15 protein-coding genes are annotated in these 16983 nt (G+C 69.8%); 7 read left to right on the forward strand and 8 right to left on the reverse strand.

Annotation, left to right across the window (positions count from 1 at the left end):
* Positions 1-13: 13 nt before the first annotated feature.
* The 5 genes from AC0IY1_RS23340 to AC0IY1_RS23360 all read right to left on the reverse strand — a co-directional run bounded on the left by AC0IY1_RS23340 (position 14) and on the right by AC0IY1_RS23360 (position 4224).
* Positions 14-748, reverse strand: a complete 735-nt coding sequence (locus AC0IY1_RS23340) for a CpaD family pilus assembly protein (RefSeq protein ID WP_471772802.1) — start codon at positions 746-748, stop codon at positions 14-16.
* Between the two features lie 62 nt (positions 749-810).
* On the reverse strand, positions 811-2301 hold the full coding sequence (locus AC0IY1_RS23345; protein ID WP_055952235.1) for a type II and III secretion system protein family protein: 1491 nt from the start codon (positions 2299-2301) through the stop codon (positions 811-813).
* A 34-nt stretch (positions 2302-2335) separates the two neighbouring features.
* Positions 2336-3133: a Flp pilus assembly protein CpaB gene (gene cpaB / locus AC0IY1_RS23350; RefSeq protein ID WP_055952238.1), complete on the reverse strand. Its 798-nt coding sequence runs from the start codon at positions 3131-3133 to the stop codon at positions 2336-2338.
* Positions 3134-3256: 123 nt separating this feature from the next.
* Positions 3257-3763, reverse strand: a complete 507-nt coding sequence (locus tag AC0IY1_RS23355) for an A24 family peptidase (RefSeq protein ID WP_471772804.1) — start codon at positions 3761-3763, stop codon at positions 3257-3259.
* A 290-nt stretch (positions 3764-4053) separates the two neighbouring features.
* Positions 4054-4224 (reverse strand): Flp family type IVb pilin, encoded by a 171-nt coding sequence (locus AC0IY1_RS23360; RefSeq protein ID WP_103708800.1) that lies wholly within the window; start codon positions 4222-4224, stop codon positions 4054-4056.
* Positions 4225-4638: 414 nt separating this feature from the next.
* On the opposite strand from AC0IY1_RS23360, the gene AC0IY1_RS23365 reads away from it, so the two are divergent.
* Positions 4639-5151: a pilus assembly protein N-terminal domain-containing protein gene (locus AC0IY1_RS23365; protein WP_103708799.1), complete on the forward strand. Its 513-nt coding sequence runs from the start codon at positions 4639-4641 to the stop codon at positions 5149-5151.
* Between the two features lie 43 nt (positions 5152-5194).
* Here the strand turns inward: AC0IY1_RS23365 and AC0IY1_RS23370 are convergent, their stop codons facing one another.
* Both AC0IY1_RS23370 and AC0IY1_RS23375 read right to left on the reverse strand, forming a co-directional pair.
* A complete protein-coding gene (locus AC0IY1_RS23370; protein ID WP_244477298.1) occupies positions 5195-5650 on the reverse strand; it encodes a response regulator in 456 nt (151 codons plus the stop codon).
* Positions 5647-6798 carry a PAS domain-containing protein gene (locus AC0IY1_RS23375; protein WP_055952249.1) on the reverse strand — a complete coding sequence of 384 codons (1152 nt, stop codon included), beginning with the start codon at positions 6796-6798 and terminating at the stop codon, positions 5647-5649. Before AC0IY1_RS23375 ends, AC0IY1_RS23370 begins: the two co-directional genes overlap by 4 nt.
* 318 nt (positions 6799-7116) lie before the next feature.
* Here AC0IY1_RS23375 and AC0IY1_RS23380 point away from each other — a divergent pair, with 318 nt between their 5' ends.
* Positions 7117-8574: an AmpG family muropeptide MFS transporter gene (locus tag AC0IY1_RS23380; protein ID WP_103708918.1), complete on the forward strand. Its 1458-nt coding sequence runs from the start codon at positions 7117-7119 to the stop codon at positions 8572-8574.
* Positions 8575-8593: 19 nt separating this feature from the next.
* Positions 8594-9532 (forward strand): EcsC family protein, encoded by a 939-nt coding sequence (locus tag AC0IY1_RS23385; protein ID WP_471772835.1) that lies wholly within the window; start codon positions 8594-8596, stop codon positions 9530-9532.
* A gap of 65 nt (positions 9533-9597) precedes the next feature.
* On the opposite strand, the gene AC0IY1_RS23390 is transcribed toward AC0IY1_RS23385, so the two are convergent.
* A complete protein-coding gene (locus tag AC0IY1_RS23390) occupies positions 9598-10980 on the reverse strand; it encodes a leucyl aminopeptidase family protein (RefSeq protein ID WP_471772807.1) in 1383 nt (460 codons plus the stop codon).
* Between the two features lie 130 nt (positions 10981-11110).
* Between AC0IY1_RS23390 and AC0IY1_RS23395 the strand changes: the two genes are divergently transcribed.
* The 4 genes from AC0IY1_RS23395 to AC0IY1_RS23410 all read left to right on the forward strand — a co-directional run bounded on the left by AC0IY1_RS23395 (position 11111) and on the right by AC0IY1_RS23410 (position 16964).
* Positions 11111-11965 carry a tetratricopeptide repeat protein gene (locus tag AC0IY1_RS23395; RefSeq protein ID WP_103708795.1) on the forward strand — a complete coding sequence of 285 codons (855 nt, stop codon included), beginning with the start codon at positions 11111-11113 and terminating at the stop codon, positions 11963-11965.
* 129 nt (positions 11966-12094) lie between these two features.
* Positions 12095-13831: a heparinase II/III family protein gene (locus AC0IY1_RS23400; protein ID WP_471772809.1), complete on the forward strand. Its 1737-nt coding sequence runs from the start codon at positions 12095-12097 to the stop codon at positions 13829-13831.
* A 100-nt stretch (positions 13832-13931) separates the two neighbouring features.
* The gene (gene purH, locus AC0IY1_RS23405; RefSeq protein WP_471772811.1) at positions 13932-15530 is read left to right on the forward strand and encodes a bifunctional phosphoribosylaminoimidazolecarboxamide formyltransferase/IMP cyclohydrolase; all 1599 of its coding nucleotides are present in this window, start codon (positions 13932-13934) and stop codon (positions 15528-15530) included.
* 57 nt (positions 15531-15587) lie between these two features.
* Positions 15588-16964 carry a DUF2252 domain-containing protein gene (locus tag AC0IY1_RS23410; protein WP_471772814.1) on the forward strand — a complete coding sequence of 459 codons (1377 nt, stop codon included), beginning with the start codon at positions 15588-15590 and terminating at the stop codon, positions 16962-16964.
* The last annotated feature ends 19 nt before the right edge of the window (positions 16965-16983 follow it).

Here is a 16983-nt window from a genome sequence, read left to right on the forward strand (position 1 = left end):
CCGCTGAGCGCGGTTATTGGGAGACCTGCGCCTTGATCGAGGTCTTCCCATCCTGACGCCATTCGATTGACGGATCCTTGCCGTCGCGGATCTTGCCGATGTCGTTCGTGCGCCGGATCGTATCGATCCGACCCTCCGGGCGGGCCCGGACGAGATCGACGGGATCCGCGATCTGGGCGGCAACGTTCGACTGCGTCGCGCAGCCGAAGTTCCAGTACGCCTCGTTGCGACCGCTGAAGCCGGGATCACCGACGCCGAGATCCTGCGGCCAGGTTCCGCACTGGCTCCCGACCTTGGCTTCCATGCGCTGGAAGCTGAGGCGGAGGGGCGCCGCGAGGTTGGGATTTGCCACTGCATAGCGGGCGGCCACGACCTGACGATCGGAGACGCCGCCGTCCAGGCTCATCCGACGCAGGGCCGCGGCCGTGCGCTCCACGGCGGCGGCCGTGACGGGCGTGCCGCCGGCAGGAACGTCGAGGGCCAGAGTCCCGCGTCCATAGCGCCGGTATTCCAAGAGGAACGCGTCGACGTCGGCGGCCTGGCGCGGATCGATATGACCCGTGCCGGTGACGAACACGTCGAGGGTGCGCACGCCCTCGGCGAGAGCCAGGGGATGCCGCGCGCGGTAATCGGCCGGATAGAGCGAGCCGGTGGTCACGACGGGATCGGCGCGACAAGCCCCGAGGAGGGCGGCGACGCCGGCCACGGCCACGAGGGCCAGCGGGCTGCGGAGGGAAGAGGTGGACATCGGGGGAGGGTCCTGCTGATGCCGGGGCCGGAGCGTCTGGATACGGTTGCGAGTGCGCCGAACTAATCGGTGATGAAGCCGACGCGGCCGCGATAGGCGGTGCCCAGGGGACTGGCGCCGGCGACGCCGTAGAGGCGGTTGAAGCGCCCGAGCAGGATGGCCTGCGCATCCTGCGCATCGACGAAACCGTCATCCGGGCGGGAGACTTGGCGCGGCTCCATCGGCTTGGCGATGTAGGGCGTGACCATGATCATCAGCTCGGTTTCCTGCCGCTGGTAATCGCGCGACCGGAAGAGCGCGCCGATGATCGGCAGGTTGATCAGCCCCGGCAGACCGGTGATCGCCGCCTTATTGCGCTGCTGGATCAGACCGGCGGTCATCATCGTCGCGCCCGAGGCGAGCTCGATCGTGGTCTCCGACTTGCGGACGGTGAAGCCCGGCACGGCCGTGGTGGTGCCGGTGAAGTTCAGGTTCAAGGCGTTCTGCTGGTCGATCTCGGTGACCTGCGTGCCCACGCGCACCGAAATCTTGTTCTCCGCCAGAACCACGGGCGTGAAGTTGAGGCTGACGCCGTAATCCTTGTAGCTCACGCTCGGAACGCAGGTCTGGATCGTGCTGGTGCCGACCGAGGTACAGCTCAGGTTCGACGGAACCGGGATCTGCCCACCGGCCGTGAAGGTGGCGGACTCGCCTGAGATCGCCGTGAGCGTCGGCTCGGCCAGGACGCGAGAGACGCCCGCCTGCTCGAAGGCCCGCAGCGTCGCCGTGAGGTTCGCTCCGCCCGGTCCGTTGATCGTTCCGGACAGGAGGTTGCCCGTCGGGAACGAGCCGCCGTTCAGGGCGAGCGGCGCCGTGTTCACGAGGTTCAGCCCGGACCAGCCGCCGCTGAGATTGACGCCGAACTGCTTCAGGACCGTGCGCGACACCTCCACCACGGTGACGCGCAGCATGACCTGATCCTTGCCGCGGATCGTCAGGTTGTTGATGACGGCGCCGCGCGCCGCGGGGCCGGAACCCGAGATCCCCACGAAGGCATTGGCGATGTCGAGGGCCTGGGCCGCCTCGGACGCCGAATTGACGGTCCCGGTCAGCACGACCGAGTCCCCGGCGGCGCGCACGTCGAAGCGCCCTCCCGTGATGCTCTGGTTGAGGGTCTGGCGCAGCACGTTGAGGTCGCGCGCCACCGTGACGTCGAGGGCGGTGATCTGCCGACCCTCGGCATCCATGATGAAGATCGAGGTGGCCCCGTTCTCCATGCCGATGATGAACACCTTCCGGGTCGAGCGGACGACCGCGTTGGCGACCTTCGGATTGGCGACGAAGACCTCCTTGGCATCGCGCGGCAGATCGATCACCAGGGAGCGTCCCATGGTGAGATCGACCCGGCGCGAGGTCGCCGTTTCGTTGGTCCCGACCGCGAGGATCGGGGCTGCCGTCAGTCCGCCCGAGGGCTGACCGTAGCTCGGACCGACCATCGCACCGGGCAGCAGGCCCGCGAGAAGGCAGGCCAGCAGCGGGGTGCGGCGCGCCGCCAGCCGGGGGGAGGGGGTCATCGACATGTCCTCAATCATGGTGCGTGTGCGTCCCTCAGCGTCGCGATTGCTGCTTCGCGACGCCGAACCGCACCACGGTCAGGGCCGTCTCCGGACGGTTCTCGAGAAGGGGCTCGGCCGCGCGCCCGCTATCCATCAGGCTCCTCAGCGAGAGCGAGAGCTGGCCGACTTTCTGGGCCAGCGTGACGGTTTCGGCCTGCGCCGGCGTCAGGGCCAACGTCGCCGTCTGGCCCGTGGCAACGCTGTTGCCGTTCTTCTCCTGGAGGATCTGTCCGATAGCCAGGACGCGCACGTCTTGGAGCAACGTCTCGGAGACCTGCACCTCCGCGCTCCCGCGCGAGGATTCCTCGTCGCGATAGGTCCGGATCACGTCCACGTGGTCGTTGGGGAGGATGAAGCCGCCCGCGGTGTTGCTACCGATCGCATCGATCGTGACGGCGATGGCCCGCATGCCTGCGGGCAGGATCGCGGCCATGAAGCCGCCGTCGGAGCGGGCGAGCTTCTGCGGCCGGATCGGTTCACCCGCGAGGAAGCTCGACCGGGCGATCGACCCGACGATCTCCTCCATGCCGCGGGGCGAATTGGTGCGGGTGATGTAGCCGGTGGTCACGGCATCGTTCGGCCAGGGCTGCCAGCGCAGATCCGGGGCCTGGATGTTCTGGCCCATCGGCAATTCGGCGGCGGCGACGAGCACGTCCGTCATCGGCACGACGGGGGGCGGGACGATGGCAGCCGGCTGCACGACCGGCTTGTCCTCCCCACTGATCAACAACGCCGCGCCACCACCTGCCACGAGGGCTATGGCAAGGACGGCCAGTCTGGCTGGTTTCATCGCCGAACTCGAACCTGCGACGGCACATCGCCGTGTCGGTCCAGAGTGGCCTGGCATTCCTCAAATTACGGTTAACAAGGTGTAATCGGTCTGACGCAGTGCCGAACCGATAAGCAACGCCGATCAGACTGCGACCAATCGGAGCCAGATCGCCGTGTCGGGCAGCACTAGAAGCGCCGAGAGCGCCAGGGCGATGCCGTAGGGAACGCCGGTCTTCGTGTCGTGCAGATGAAGCACGAAGGGGAGGCGGGCGACGGAAGGCGGGAGAGGCTGCTGGCGCAGGGCGAGGAGCAGCAGGGTCAGCACGCCACCGGCAAGAGAGGCGACGACGAGGTAGCCGGCCAGTTGGTCGAAGCCGATCCACAGCGCCGTCGCGGCCGCGAGCTTCGCATCGCCGCCGCCGATGACGCCGAAGGCAAAGAGCGTGAAGGTGACGACCAGGGTCGCCGCGCCAGCGCCGAGATGGCCTGCGAGGTCGTCCCAGCCGAGGCCGGTGGCGACGGCGAAGACCGCGAAGCCGACGACCAGGGCGACCGAGACGGTGTTGGGAATGAGCATCGTCAGGAGGTCCCTGACGGCGGCGTAGGCCATCAGGAATGGGAACACGACGAGGAGACTGACGCTGGCCATGTCGCTTTCGGTCCTGCCCCGTGCGGGCCTGTGTCTCTGGGAAGTGCGAGGCCCTTGGGCGGCCCGGTCTCTCCACACCATCCCGGACCCGGATTAAAAGTCCGTGCCGCGAGACCCGAGAGGGGTTCGAGACCTCGCGCGCAAACGTTTTTCTGGATCCAAAACGGAGCGAGGAGCATCGCGGACAATCCGCAATACTCCTCGAAACCGGCAAAATCGGAAGATCGACAGCGCGCCGCGCGGCCACCGGGGCCGGAGCCGCGAGACCTTTCCGGCTGCGCGGACCGTGATTACGAGCTCTTCAGGTTGTTCGCCACGGTGGTCAGGGTCGCTTTCAGGTTCGTTCCGACCGTGCCCAGGACGGTGACGACGGCGACGGCGATGAGCGAAGCGATCAGGCCGTACTCGATCGCGGTGGCGCCGGACTCGTCGGCCACGAAACGCTTGAACATGGTGGTCATGGCAAAATTCCCCTGGAAGTGAATGTGCCGTTCACGCTGTAGGCGTCTCAATCGGCGACAGGTTCAGTGTGCCCAGGTGCCCTTGCCATTGGGTTAAATCGTTCGCCGAAACCCAGCCGGAGGAAATCGCGTCGGGGTTTGGTGAGCTTTTGGTAAACGCAACATTCCGCCATCGACAACCGGGTTCACCGCCCCGCTTGATGACTTCCCGCGAACAGCTAGGCCTACTTCAGTCAAACTGCATTCACGCAGCGACTACATGGCAGCGTTGTATCCTCGGTGGGGACAACGAGGTTGTCGGTTTGTTTACCCTACTGATGTCTCTTGGATGCCGAGCTTCGGCCGGTGGGTGCGTCCCGATGCACCGAGATCAATCATGATCTGCGTCGCGCCGTGCGGTCCAGTGAGCGTCCGATGCACTCCCCAACCCTTCCGCCCCACATCCCTCTTAGGATCCTGACGGCGCTTCTCCTGTCAGGGTATGCCATCTTCGGTTGCGGGCCGGTGCGTGCTCAGGCCCCGGACGCGCCGCCCACCATCGTGGCGGTCACCGTCGACAACGCCAAGGTCATGCGCCTGCCGGAGAAGACCTCGACCGTCATCGTTGGAAATCCGATGATCGCCGACGTCGCCCTTCAGCGAAACGGCGTCCTGATCCTCACCGGGAAGAGCTTCGGCAGCACCAACCTGATCGCCCTCGATGCCGCCGGGCAGATGCTGGCGGAATCCACGATCAGCGTGCAGGCGCCGCAGGCGGCCGTGATCACGGTCCAGCGCGGCCTCGAACGCGAATCCTACTCCTGCACGCCGAATTGCCAGCCCTCGATCCAGCTCGGCGATGCGACGAAATTCTACGGCGAAGTCAGCAGCCAAGCCGAGAACCGTCGCGCCCTGGCCACCGCCGGCGCCGGACCTGCGAACCGCTAGCGCGGCGAAGACTGCGCCGCGGATCTCAAGGCACGGGAAGATCTCACCGCACGGGAAGATGCCGCTCGGCGCTCTCGGTCGCGGATGCCAGGCGGAACCCGTCCAGGCCCTCGACCGTGGCCGCAAGGCCCGCACGCCGGTCCGCGACGTAGCGCAGCGCACCGGCGACCACGCGCTCGGAGTAGGGTTTCGCGATGACTCCGACCGCGCCGGCGAAATCATCGGGAATGCGCTTGGCGTTCGCCGTCATGAACACGACGGTGGTGTGAGGATCGGCGCTGAGGGCGCGGGCGACCTCGACGCCGGTGGGGCCGTCGATCAGGTGGATGTCCACGAAGGCCACGTCGGGGGAGGTCGCCCGCCCCAGGGCGATCGCTTCCGCTGAACTGCCGGCAACGCCCACCGTGATGTGGCCGAGGTCATCCAGCAGGCATTCCAGTTCGAGGGCGATGAGGACCTCATCCTCGACCACGAGAATCCGCAGGGGCGTCTCGGTCATGGGGATGCCCATTCCGGGCCCGGCGCCCGATCCGTAATGGCACTCTGAAGCGAGATCGCGTCCAGGGGAACGACGATCTCGACGCGGGTGCCCGGCGCGACGTCGCTCCAGGCGATCACGCCGCGCAGCTGGCGCACCACCATCTCCACCAGGGAGCGACCGAATCCCGCAGGGTTCGGCGTGCCACCGGCTAAGCCGACGCCGTCATCCTCGATCAGCATGCGCAGGCCGTCCTCGCTGCGCTGCGCGGTGATCGTGATGCGCCCCGGCCGGCTGTCCGGGAACGCGTGCCGGACGGCGTTGGTCGCCAGTTCGTGCATCATCAGCGCCAGGGGCGCAGCCATCGCGGCCGACACGGCGATCGAGTCGATCTCCGCACTGACGGCCGTTCGGTCCGTGTCGAGCCCCGCCACCAGTTCCGAGACGAAGTCCTCGGCGAACTCGCGCAGGTCAAATCGCGTGACGTCGCCGGTGGAGTAGAGCATCCGGTGCACGGTCGAGAGAGCGCCGATGCGCTCCGCCATCCCCTGCAGGGCATCCCGGGCCTCGCCGCGCGGGGTGCGCCGGGCCTTCAGCAGCATCAGCGAAGAGATGACCTGGAGGTTGTTCTTGACCCGATGGTCGACCTCGTGGAGGAGCGCGGTCTTCTGCTCGAGGGCGGCGCGAAGGTCGGCGGTCTGCTCCCCGACCCGTCTCTCGAGCTCGTCGTGCGCATCCTTCATCGCGACTTCGTTCCGGTACTTGCCGGTCATGTCGGCCTGGGCCGAATAGAAGTGCACGATCTGCCCCGTCTCGTCGTGCACGGGGGCCACGGTCATGCCGTTCCAGAACGAGGTTCCGTCCTTCCGGTAATTGACCAACTCGATCTCGATCGGGCGCCCGGCGCTCACCGCGTCGCGCAGCCGCCGCACGGCGCGCGCATCGGTCTCGGGCCCCTGAAGCATGCGGCAGTTCCGACCGGAGACCTCCTCCCAGGCGTAGCCGGTGAGGCTCAGGAAGGCATCGTTCGCCCAGACGATCGGGTTGTCGCGCTGGCGCGGGTCGGTCAGGACCATGGGCGTCGGACTCGCGGTGAACGCCGCCACGAATGCGCCTGCGTTGATCCCGAGGCCGCGTGCCCTGGTGGCCGGCGTTTCCCTATGCGTCATGATCGGCTTCAGCCAAGACGAGACACCCGAACTGTTGGTCTGGACGTTGGCCCGTCGCCTGTCCACTCGGGCGCGAACACAGACTTGAACTGCCGGGATACCCCGCCGTCAACTCCTGGATCGTGGAACCACTTGAGGGCGGTCGGGCCGCTAACAGGAAGATGCGAGACCTCGCGTTAAGATTTCGGAAGGCATGCTGCCGATGGTAAGCGATGCACCACGGCACGCGGGCCCGGCGACAGCCCCGTGTCGGGCCGGCGACGAGGCCTGCTATGGTTCGCGGGCATCAAGCCTTTCGGCCCCCAGGAGTTCCATGCCATGGCCCAAAGCGACGCCCTGGAGATCCCGAGCCGCCGCCTCCGACTGCGGGACATCGTCGAGGATCCCCGCATCCTGCTGATGCTTGCCCTGGGATTCTCGTCGGGTTTGCCGCTGCTGCTCGTGCTCGGCACCTTCTCGACGCGCCTCGCCTACTCGGATGTCGACGTCAAATCGATCGGGCTCTTCAGCTACCTGGCGCTCCCCTACAGCCTGAAGTTCTTCTGGGCCCCGATCATCGACAGGTTCGATGTGCCGGTGCTCAGCCGGGCGCTGGGCCGCCGCCGGGCCTGGATGATCGCGACCCAGTGCGCGGTCGCCCTGTCACTGACTCTCATGGCCTTCGCCGATCCCGGCACCAGCCTGGCGCTCCTCGGCCTCGGCGCCTTCCTCGTGGCCTTCTGCGCCGCGACGCAGGACGTGGTGATCGACGGCTGGCGGATCGACGCAGCCGGCACGGACCTGCAGGGGGTGATGGCCGCCACCTCGAACCTCGGCTACCGCCTCGCCCTGATGTCGGCCGGCGCCGGAGCCCTCTTCGTCGCCAGCGCCTATGGCTGGAGCGTCGCCTACCTGTCGATGGCGGCCCTGATGGGCGTCGGCATGGTGGCGGCGCTGCTCGCCCCGGCCTATGACCGCGCGATCACCGAAGCGACGCCGGCCGCCCCGGCGCGGACCTGGACCTTCCGGGGCGCAGTGCTCGAGCCCCTCACCGAGCTGCACACCCGGCTGGGTGCCGGCCTCTGGGCGATCCTGCTCCTCGTCGCCCTCTATCGCCTGCCGGACTTCATCTCCGGCGTGATGGCGAGCCCGCTCTACCGGGAGGTGGGGTTTACCCTCGTGGAGATCGGCGCCGTCTCGAAGCTCTACGGCATCTGGGTGGGCATCGCGGGCGCCTTCGTGGGCGGCTGGGCCATGACGCGGTTCGGCCTGTTCCCCACCCTGGTGGTGGGCGCCTTCCTGGGCGCGGCCTCGAACCTTGCCTTCTCGTGGCTCTCCTTCGGCGGACCGGAGGTCTGGCGACTCACGGCGGCGATCTCGATCGACAACTTCTGCGGCTCCTTCGCCGGGATGGCGCTGATCGCCTACATGTCGAGCCTGACCGCGCCGGGCTTCGCGGCGACGCAGTACGCGCTCTTCTCCTCGCTCTACGCGCTCCCGGGCAAGCTCGTGGCCGGAACCTCCGGCTTCGTCGTGTCGGCCTACGGATATCCGATCTTCTTCGCCTTCACGGCGGCGGTCGGCATTCCGGTGGTGGTCCTCTGCCTGCTGGTCGGCCGGGCGGGTGACCGAACGGCGTCCGCCGCCGAAGCGACCGCGACGGACCCGGTCCGCCCCGAAGCGGCCGCGGGCGACGAGATCGGCGGGAACCATCCGCGGGGCCCCGGCCTTGCTTCCACCGGCCAGGACCACCCTGGCGCAGGCCGGCCCGCGAAACCCCACCCGGCACACGGATGAGATTGCAGACGTGAGCAACATCAAACTCGTCGACGACATCAGCAACACCCCGGCCGTGAGCCCGGGCCTTCCCGGCCTCAGCGAGACCGATCGCGCAGCGCTGCGGCGCGCGGTCGAAGCCCTGGAGAAGCCTGGGCTCGCGGCGCGGCTCTCGGCCGTGGCCGGCGCACCCTTGGATATGATCGGTCGGGCCTTGCCCGCGCCGGTCACCGACGCGGTGTCTCAGGCGACGGAGAGCGCCATGCGCGCCTCGCTCAAGGTGGCGCTGGCGACGCTGCCGGAGGGACGCGCGATCCCGGTTCCGACCGACCCGCTGCTCGCCGGTCCGGCCGAGGCGGAGTCCGCGACGGTGCGCACGGCGACGCGCCTGGCGAAGTACCTGCCCTCCAGCGCCTTCGGCCACAAGGCGATGGCCGCCGTCTCCGGTGCCCTTGGGGGCGCCTTCGGCTTGGCGACCCTGGCGATCGAACTGCCGGTCTCCACCACCCTGATGCTGCGCTCGATCGCGCAGATCGCCCGGGAGGAGGGCGAGGATCTGAGCGATCCGGAGAATGCCCTGGCCTGCGTCCAGGTCTTTGCCCTGGGTGGGCGCGAAGCGGCCGGCAGCGCCCTGACCGAGAGCGGCTACTTCGCCGTCCGCGCGGCCCTCGCCAAGACGATGGTCGAGGCGGCGCGCTACGCCGGCAATCGGGCGCTCCTCGACGAGGCCGCACCGGCGCTGATCCGCTTCTCGACGCAGATCGCGGCCCGCTTCGGCCTCGTGGTCTCCCAGAAGGTGGCGGCGCAGGCCGTGCCGATTCTCGGCGCCGTCGGTGGCGCCGCGGTCAACGCCGCCTTCATGGACCACTTCCAGTCCACCGCCCGGGCGCACTTCACCGTGCGGCGGCTGGAGCGGATCTACGGCGAGGCGCCCGTACGGGCCGCCTACGAATCTGAGAAGGCGATGCTCGGCGCTTGAAGCGCGGCGCCTGAGCGAAGCCGCACGCCGACGCGCGACGTGACGGGCAGCGGACGCGGCCGCGATCAGGCTTTCGGATAGCGCTGCGCGAGGAGGGCATGGACGAGGCGGGCGGTCTGCACCTCGCCCCCCTCCGGCCGGCCGGGCTTGGTGGACGGGTTCCAGCCGTAGAGGTCGAAATGGACGTGCGCCCGCGTGCCGGGCGCGAACCGCCGCAGGAACAGGGCCGCCGTGATCGCCCCGGCGAAGGGACCGCCCGAGACGTTGTTCAGGTCGGCGACCTTCGACTCGAGCAGGCTCGCGTAGGGCTTGTGCAGCGGCAGGCGCCAGACCGGGTCGGCGACGGCGATCCCCGCCTCGGACACCGCCGCGGCCAGCGCCTCGTCCTCGGTGAAGAAGGCCGGAAGGTCGGGACCCAGCGCGACGCGGGCTGCCCCCGTCAGGGTGGCGAAGTCGAGGAGCAGCTCCGGCCGGTCGGCCTCCGCCAGCGCGAGGGCATCGGCGAGGATCAGCCGCCCCTCCGCATCGGTGTTGCCGATCTCGACGGTCAGCCCGGCCCGGCTGCGGATCACGTCGCCCGGCCGGAAGGCGCTGCCGGAGATGGCATTCTCCACGGCCGGCACGATCAGGCGCAGCCGCAGGTTCAGGCCCGAGCCCATCACCATGTCGGCGACCGCCAGGGCAGCGGCGGCACCGCCCATGTCCTTCTTCATCAGAAGCATGCCGCTGGACGGCTTGATGTCGAGCCCACCCGTGTCGAAGGCCACGCCCTTGCCGACAAGGGTCACCCGCGGTGCGTCCGTCGGTCCCCAGGACAGGTCGATGAGGCGCGCGGCCCGCGGCGAGGCCGCACCGACCGTGTGGACGAGGGGAAACCCCGCGGCGAGATCGTCCCCCGTCACGACCGAGACGGTGGCGCCGTGGCGCTCGGCAACCGCGCGCACCGCGGCCTCGATCTCCGCAGGACCGAGATCGTTGGCCGGCGTGTTCACGAGGTCGCGGCCCAGCGCCACGGCCTCGGCGATGCGGGTGATGGCTGGCCCGTCGGCCCCCTCCGTCACGACCAGGGCCGGGCGCTCGGCGCCGGCCTCGCGATACCGCGCGAAACGATAGCTTCCGAGGAGCCACGCGAGAGCGGCGGCGCCGTCATCGAACCCGTCCGCGGCAACGAAGCGGTAGGTGCCGGGCGGAAGGGCGCCGGGAAGCTTGCCGGCGATCAGCGGATCACTGCCATCGCCCAGGCCGAACAGGATCCGGCCCAGACGACCGTCGGCCGCCGGGAGGAGGGCGATCCGCCCGGCCTTCGGCGCGAACTCCGTCGCCCGGGCATAGGCCGCCTGCGGGCCCGGCAGCGACGCTTCGACCCGGGGCCAGGTCTCCGGGGTGACGCTGAGGATCGGGATCGCGTCGCCGGGATCGGCGACGAGGCGGGACAGGGTCTGGGTCATGGAACTCGCGAGGGCAGGGCCGGGAGATTAACGGCGGGTTAGGGTTAACGCTCTATCACCTGGGCATCGGGAGCGCGAAGCGTTCGCCTGAGCAAATTCTGGGCCCCTGCGGGCCGTCGTGGAGCGCGTCATGGTCGGGCCGCTGGTCAAGTTCTCTCGGGTGCGCCCGATGCCCGTCCTGGCGGCGGCGCTGGTGGCGGCGCTTGCCGCCGGCTGCCAGTCCCGATCCCCGGAAACGACCGGCTCCATCGGGGGGATCTCCCTTCCGGGCTTCGGCCGCTCCCAGAACCCCGCGATCATCACCCGGCGGGAGGTCGAGGCCCTGGGCGAGAAGTACGCCGCCGACTCGAACGACCTGTCCCTGGCCCTTCGCTACGCCCAGGCCCTGCGGGCCACGGACCAGAAGAGCCAGGCCGTCGCGGTCCTGCAGCAGGCGGCCCTGCGCAACCCGAAGAACAACACCGTTCTGGCGGCCTACGGCAAGAGCCTGTCCGAGGTCGGCCGGTTCCAGGAGGCGGCCGACGTTCTCCAGAACGCCCACACCCCGGCGCGTCCCGACTGGCGTGTCCTGTCGGCCCAGGGCGCGGTGGCGGACCAGCTCAACGACCATACCCGGGCGCAGGGCTTCTACGAGGCGGCGCTGAAGATCCAGCCGGACGATCCCGTCATCCTGTCGAACCTCGGGCTCTCCTACGCCCTCGGCCGCCAGCTGGCGCAGGCCGAGGCGACCCTGCGGCGGGCCTCGGAGCAGCCCCGCGCCGATGCGCGGGTGCGCCAGAACCTCGCCCTCGTGCTCGGCCTGCAGGGCAAGTTCGCCGAAGCGGAAGCCGTCTCCCGCCAGGATCTTTCGCCCGAGGAAGCGGCGGCCAACACGGCGGCTCTGCGGGCCTTCGTGGCGCAGCCGAACAGCTGGAAGGCCTTGAAGGCCGCCGATGCCCGCAGCGCCCGGCCGGTTCGGCAAGTCGCCTCCGGCCCGGTGGAGTGAGGCTCTCTGCCACCGATGGGGCGGGTGACTTGAGGTTAACCGCAGGTTAAGGGCCACGGCCTAGTTACATATTGGACAGGTCGCGGTGCGACGCCGGCCTGCGGCCGTGCCCCCGGAAGAGGAGAGTGCGTGCGTTGGGGGACTGATCGCTGGCGCTTCTATCGGTTGATCGGACGCGAAGTCGCGCGCTCGGTGCGCGACACCTATGCCCGGGTGAGCGGCCGACCGGATATTCTTGCCCGCGCCCGCGTCACAGCCCTGGTCATCGCGCCGCATGACCTGCGGACCAGCGACGCGACCTTCGCCGACGACATCTACGCCGGCCTGTTCGTCTTCGCCGGGCGATCTCTGTCGGTCAGCGGCCGCTCGCCCTTCGACTACGCCCCGCCCTCTCCGGAATGGGCCGACATCCTCTACGGCTTCGGCTGGCTTCGCCACCTGCGCGCGGCCGATACGGCCCTCGCTCGCGCCAATGCCCGCGCGTTCGTGGCCGATTTCATCGCCGGCCGGGGCGACGCGGCCCTCGCCCGCCCGACGCCGGTCGCCGCTCGCCGGCTGATCTCCTTCCTGTGCCAGTCGCCCCTCGTCCTGGAGGGCGCCGACCACGCCTTCTACCAGGCCTTCCTGAAGGCTCTCGGCAAGACGGCCCGCGACCTCGAGAGCGACCTGCGCCGGAGCATCTCCCCGCAGAGCCGCCTCTTGGCGGCGGTGGCGCTCTGCTACGCCGGCCTGTGCTGCGACGGCATCCAGCCGATCCTGCGCCGCTCGACCCGCATCCTGGTGCGGGAGCTCGAACGACAGATCCTGCGCGACGGCGGCCATCGCAGCCGCGATCCGCGCTTCGCCATGGAACTCCTCCTCGACCTGCTGCCCCTGCGCCAGAGCTTCCTGTCGCGCAGCATCGACCCGCCGGAAGCGCTCCTGCACGCCATCGACCGCATGCTGCCGCTCCTGCGCCTGCTCCGGCATCCCGACGCGTCGCTGAGCCATTTCAACGGCATGGGCGCCACGGCGGCGGACCACCTCGCCACCCTGCTGGTCTACGACGGCGCCCTGGCGCAGCCGATGATGCACGCACCGAATTCCGGCTACGAGCGCCTGGAGGGCGGACGGGTCCTCGTCGTCGCCGACGTCGGCGCGCCGCCGCCCCTGCCCGATTCCATCAACGCGGGGGCCGGGTGCCTGTCCTTCGAGATGTCGAGCGGCCCGCAGCGCATCGTCGTCAATTGTGGCCTGCCGGCGAGTGGCCCCGAGTTGCGCCGCCTGGCCCGCAGCACCGCCGCCCATTCCACCGCGACGGTCGGCGACACCTCGTCCTGCCGCTTCCTCGGCGGCGGCGGGGCCTGGTACGAGCGCTGGGCCGTGACTTGGCTCTCGCACCGGATCGGACCCGTGATCCTGCGCGGCCCCCGCGACGTGAAGGCGGAGCGGACCACCGAGGAGGGCGCCACCATCCTGGCGGCACGTCACGACGGCTATCTGGGTGATCTCGGCCTTGTCCATGAACGACGCTGGCGCCTGGCGCGCAACGGCAACCTCCTCGAGGGCGAGGATGCCTTCGTCCGCCCGCCGGACGCCAAGCGCGGCAAGGCACGGCACCGGCCGCAGGAAGTGGCGGTGCGCTTCCACCTCCATCCGGCGATCGCGGCGCGCGGCCTCGATGACGGCCGCCTCGAACTGACGTCGCCGATCGGCGAGATCTGGCATTTCGGGGCCGAGGGCGTGCCCGTGGCCCTGGAGGAAAGCGTCTACTTCGCCGGAATCACCGGCGCCCGCCGCACCGACCAGATCGTGCTCTACCTGTCGGTCGCCGAGGACACCCGCATCCGCTGGGGCTTCGCCCGGGCTCCGGCGCGGCAAGGCTGAGGGGACGACTGGCCGCAGCGCACAATTTCGTGGTACGCGCCGCGCAGTTTCGTGGTACGCGCCGCGCAGTTTCTCGTCGCTTGCCTCCGGACGCAACGCCATGTCGCATGACCAGGTGCGGGTCACCCGCGCACTCCTCTCCGTCTCGGACAAGGAAGGCCTCGTCGCGTTCGCCACCGCCCTCGATCGCCTCGGCATCGAGCTCGTCTCCACGGGCGGCACCCACAAGGCCCTGAGCGCGGCCGGACTCCCGGTGACCGAGGTCGCCGAGCTGACGGGCTTTCCCGAGATGATGGACGGTCGGGTGAAGACCCTGCATCCCGGCGTTCACGGGGGCCTGCTCGCGGTGCGCGATAACCCCGAGCATCAGGCCGCCCTGGCGGCGCACGGGATCCGCGCCATCGATCTGCTGGTGGTCAACCTCTACCCATTCGAGGCGACGGTGGCGAAGGGCGCCTCCTACGACGATTGCGTCGAGAACATCGACATCGGCGGCCCGGCGATGATCCGGGCCGCCTCGAAGAACCACGCCGACGTCGCGGTCGTGGTGGATGTCGCGGACTACGCCGATCTCCTCGCCGAACTGGAGGCGAATGCCGGCAGCCTGCATGAGCGCACCCGGCGCCGCCTTGCCCAGAAAGCCTATGCGCGCACGGCGACCTACGACGCCGCCATCGCTAACTGGCTCGCCGGCCAGATCGAGAGCACGGCAACGCCGGCCTACCGGGCCTTCGGCGGCAGCCTCGCCCAGCCCCTGCGCTACGGCGAGAATCCCCACCAGAGCGCGGCGTTCTACCGGTCTCCCGGCCTGCCGCGCCCGGGCGTCGCCACCGTGCGCCAGCTCCAGGGCAAGGAGCTGTCCTACAACAACCTCAACGACACCGACGCGGCCTACGAGTGCGTGGCCGAGTTCGACCCGGCGCGCTCGGCGGCGGTGGCGATCATCAAGCACGCCAATCCCTGCGGCGTGGCCGAGGGCGCAAATCTCCGCGAAGCCTACGAGCGCGCCTTGAGCTGCGATCCGACCTCGGCTTTCGGCGGCATCGTCGCCCTGAACCGTCCCCTGGATGCCGAGGCCGCGCGCCGGATCGTCGAGATCTTCACCGAGGTCATCATCGCGCCGGACGCCACCGCGGAGGCGATCGCGATCGTCGCGAGCAAGAAGAACCTGCGTCTCCTCCTCGCCGACGGCCTGCCCGACCCGCGCGGGGCCGGCGAGACCGTGAAGACCCTCGCGGGCGGCCTCCTGGTCCAGGCCCGGGACGCGGCGGTGGTCGACGACATGCCGCTGACGGTGGTCACCCAGCGCGCACCGTCGGAGCGAGAATACGCCGACCTGCGCTTCGCCTACCGGGTCGCCAAGCACGTCAAGTCGAACGCCATCGTGTATGTGCGCGACGGCGCGACGGTCGGCATCGGGGCCGGTCAGATGTCGCGGGTGGATTCCTCGCGCATCGCCGCCTGGAAGGCGGCCGAGGGCGCCAAGCGCCTCGGTGCAGCCGAGAGCCTCGCCGAGGGCTCGGTGGTCGCCTCCGACGCCTTCTTCCCCTTCGCCGACGGACTGATCGCGGCGGCGGAGGCCGGCGCCACGGCGGTGATCCAGCCCGGCGGCTCCCTGCGCGATGCCGACGTGATCAAGGCCGCCGACGAGGCCGGTCTCGCCATGGTGTTCACCGGCCACCGCCATTTCCGGCACTGACGCCTCCCCGGGCGGCTGGAATCGGCCGCGCTTTCCGAGTCCACGAGGCCCGACCCCATGACCCACACCCAACATTCCAGCCGCCGCGAGGAGCGCCGCGCGGCGGGTAAGCGCCTGCGCGAACAGGTCTCGCGGGAATCCCACGCCGAGTGGCGGCCGACGCCGCAGCGCGATCCCCTCGCGGTCCTGCAGGCCGGGGATGCCGGCCGACTCGCCGAACTCGTGCCCCTGCGCCGGGAGCGGATGCGGGCCGACCCGTTCGCCTTTCTGCGTGGGGCCGCCGCCGTGATGGCGGCCGACCTGGAAGGCGTACCGGTGCCGGGCATCCCGGTTCAGGCCTGCGGCGACTGCCACATCGGCAATTTCGGCGTCTACCGCAGTCCCGAGGGGCAGACGCTGTTCGACATCAACGACTTCGACGAGACCCTGTGGAACGTCGACTTCACCGTCGACGTGAAGCGACTCGCCGCCAGCATCGCCCTGGCCGCCCTGCCGCGGGGCGAGGACAAGGCGCGCCGCGCGGCGCGGGCCGGCGTCCGGGCCTATCGCGAGCACATGCGGGAGCTCGCCGCTCTCTCGCCCCTGGCGATCTGGCACAGCCGGATCGACCTCGATCACGAGGTCGGGCGCCTCGGTGACGGGGACCTCTGCCGGCGTCTCCTGTCCGAGGCCGGGACCGAGCATGCCGACGGCCTCAGCCGCGGCGACGTGCCGACCCTCGCGGTGGTCCCGCACGAGACCGACCCCGCGGACTGGCGCATCGCCGACAAGGCGCCGACCATCTTCCACCAGGGGCCGGGCGGCCTCACCGAGGCGGTGCGCGACGCGGCGGCGGCGCTGCTCGCCTATCCGCACAGCCTCAGCGCCGACCGCTGGACCCTGCTCTCGCGCTACGCCCAGCGCGACGTCGCTTTCAAGGTCGTCGGCATCGGCTCGGTGGGACTGGTCTGCGCCGTCGGGATCTACACCGACGCGGACGGCGCCCCGCTGTTCCTGCAGATCAAGGAAGCCCGTCCGTCGGTGATCGGCCAGCTCGCGCTTAAGCCGTTCAGCATCGCCTCCGAAGGCCAGCGGGTAATCGATGGCCAACGCATCATGCAGGCGGCGAGTGACCTCTTCCTCGGCACCGCGTTCTCCGACGCGAGCGGCCGCTGCTACTACGTGCGCCAGCTCAAGAACCGGAAGCTGTCGGCGGTGTCGGAGATCCTCGCCGAGAGCGGCGCCAAGCCCTACGCCAAGCTCTGCGGCACGACCCTCGCCCGTGCCCATGCCCGCTCGGGCGACGCGGTGATGATCGCCGGCTATCTCGGCAAGGGTTCCGCCTTCGACGAGGCGGTCGCCGATTTCGCCATGGCCTATGCCCGTCAGAGCATCGCGGACCACGCCCTGCTGGTCACCGACTTCCTGACCACGCCGGAGCCCCAGGCCCGCTGAAACGAGAAAGGGCCCCGCC

This window comes from Methylobacterium sp. AC690 (assembly GCF_979256535.1).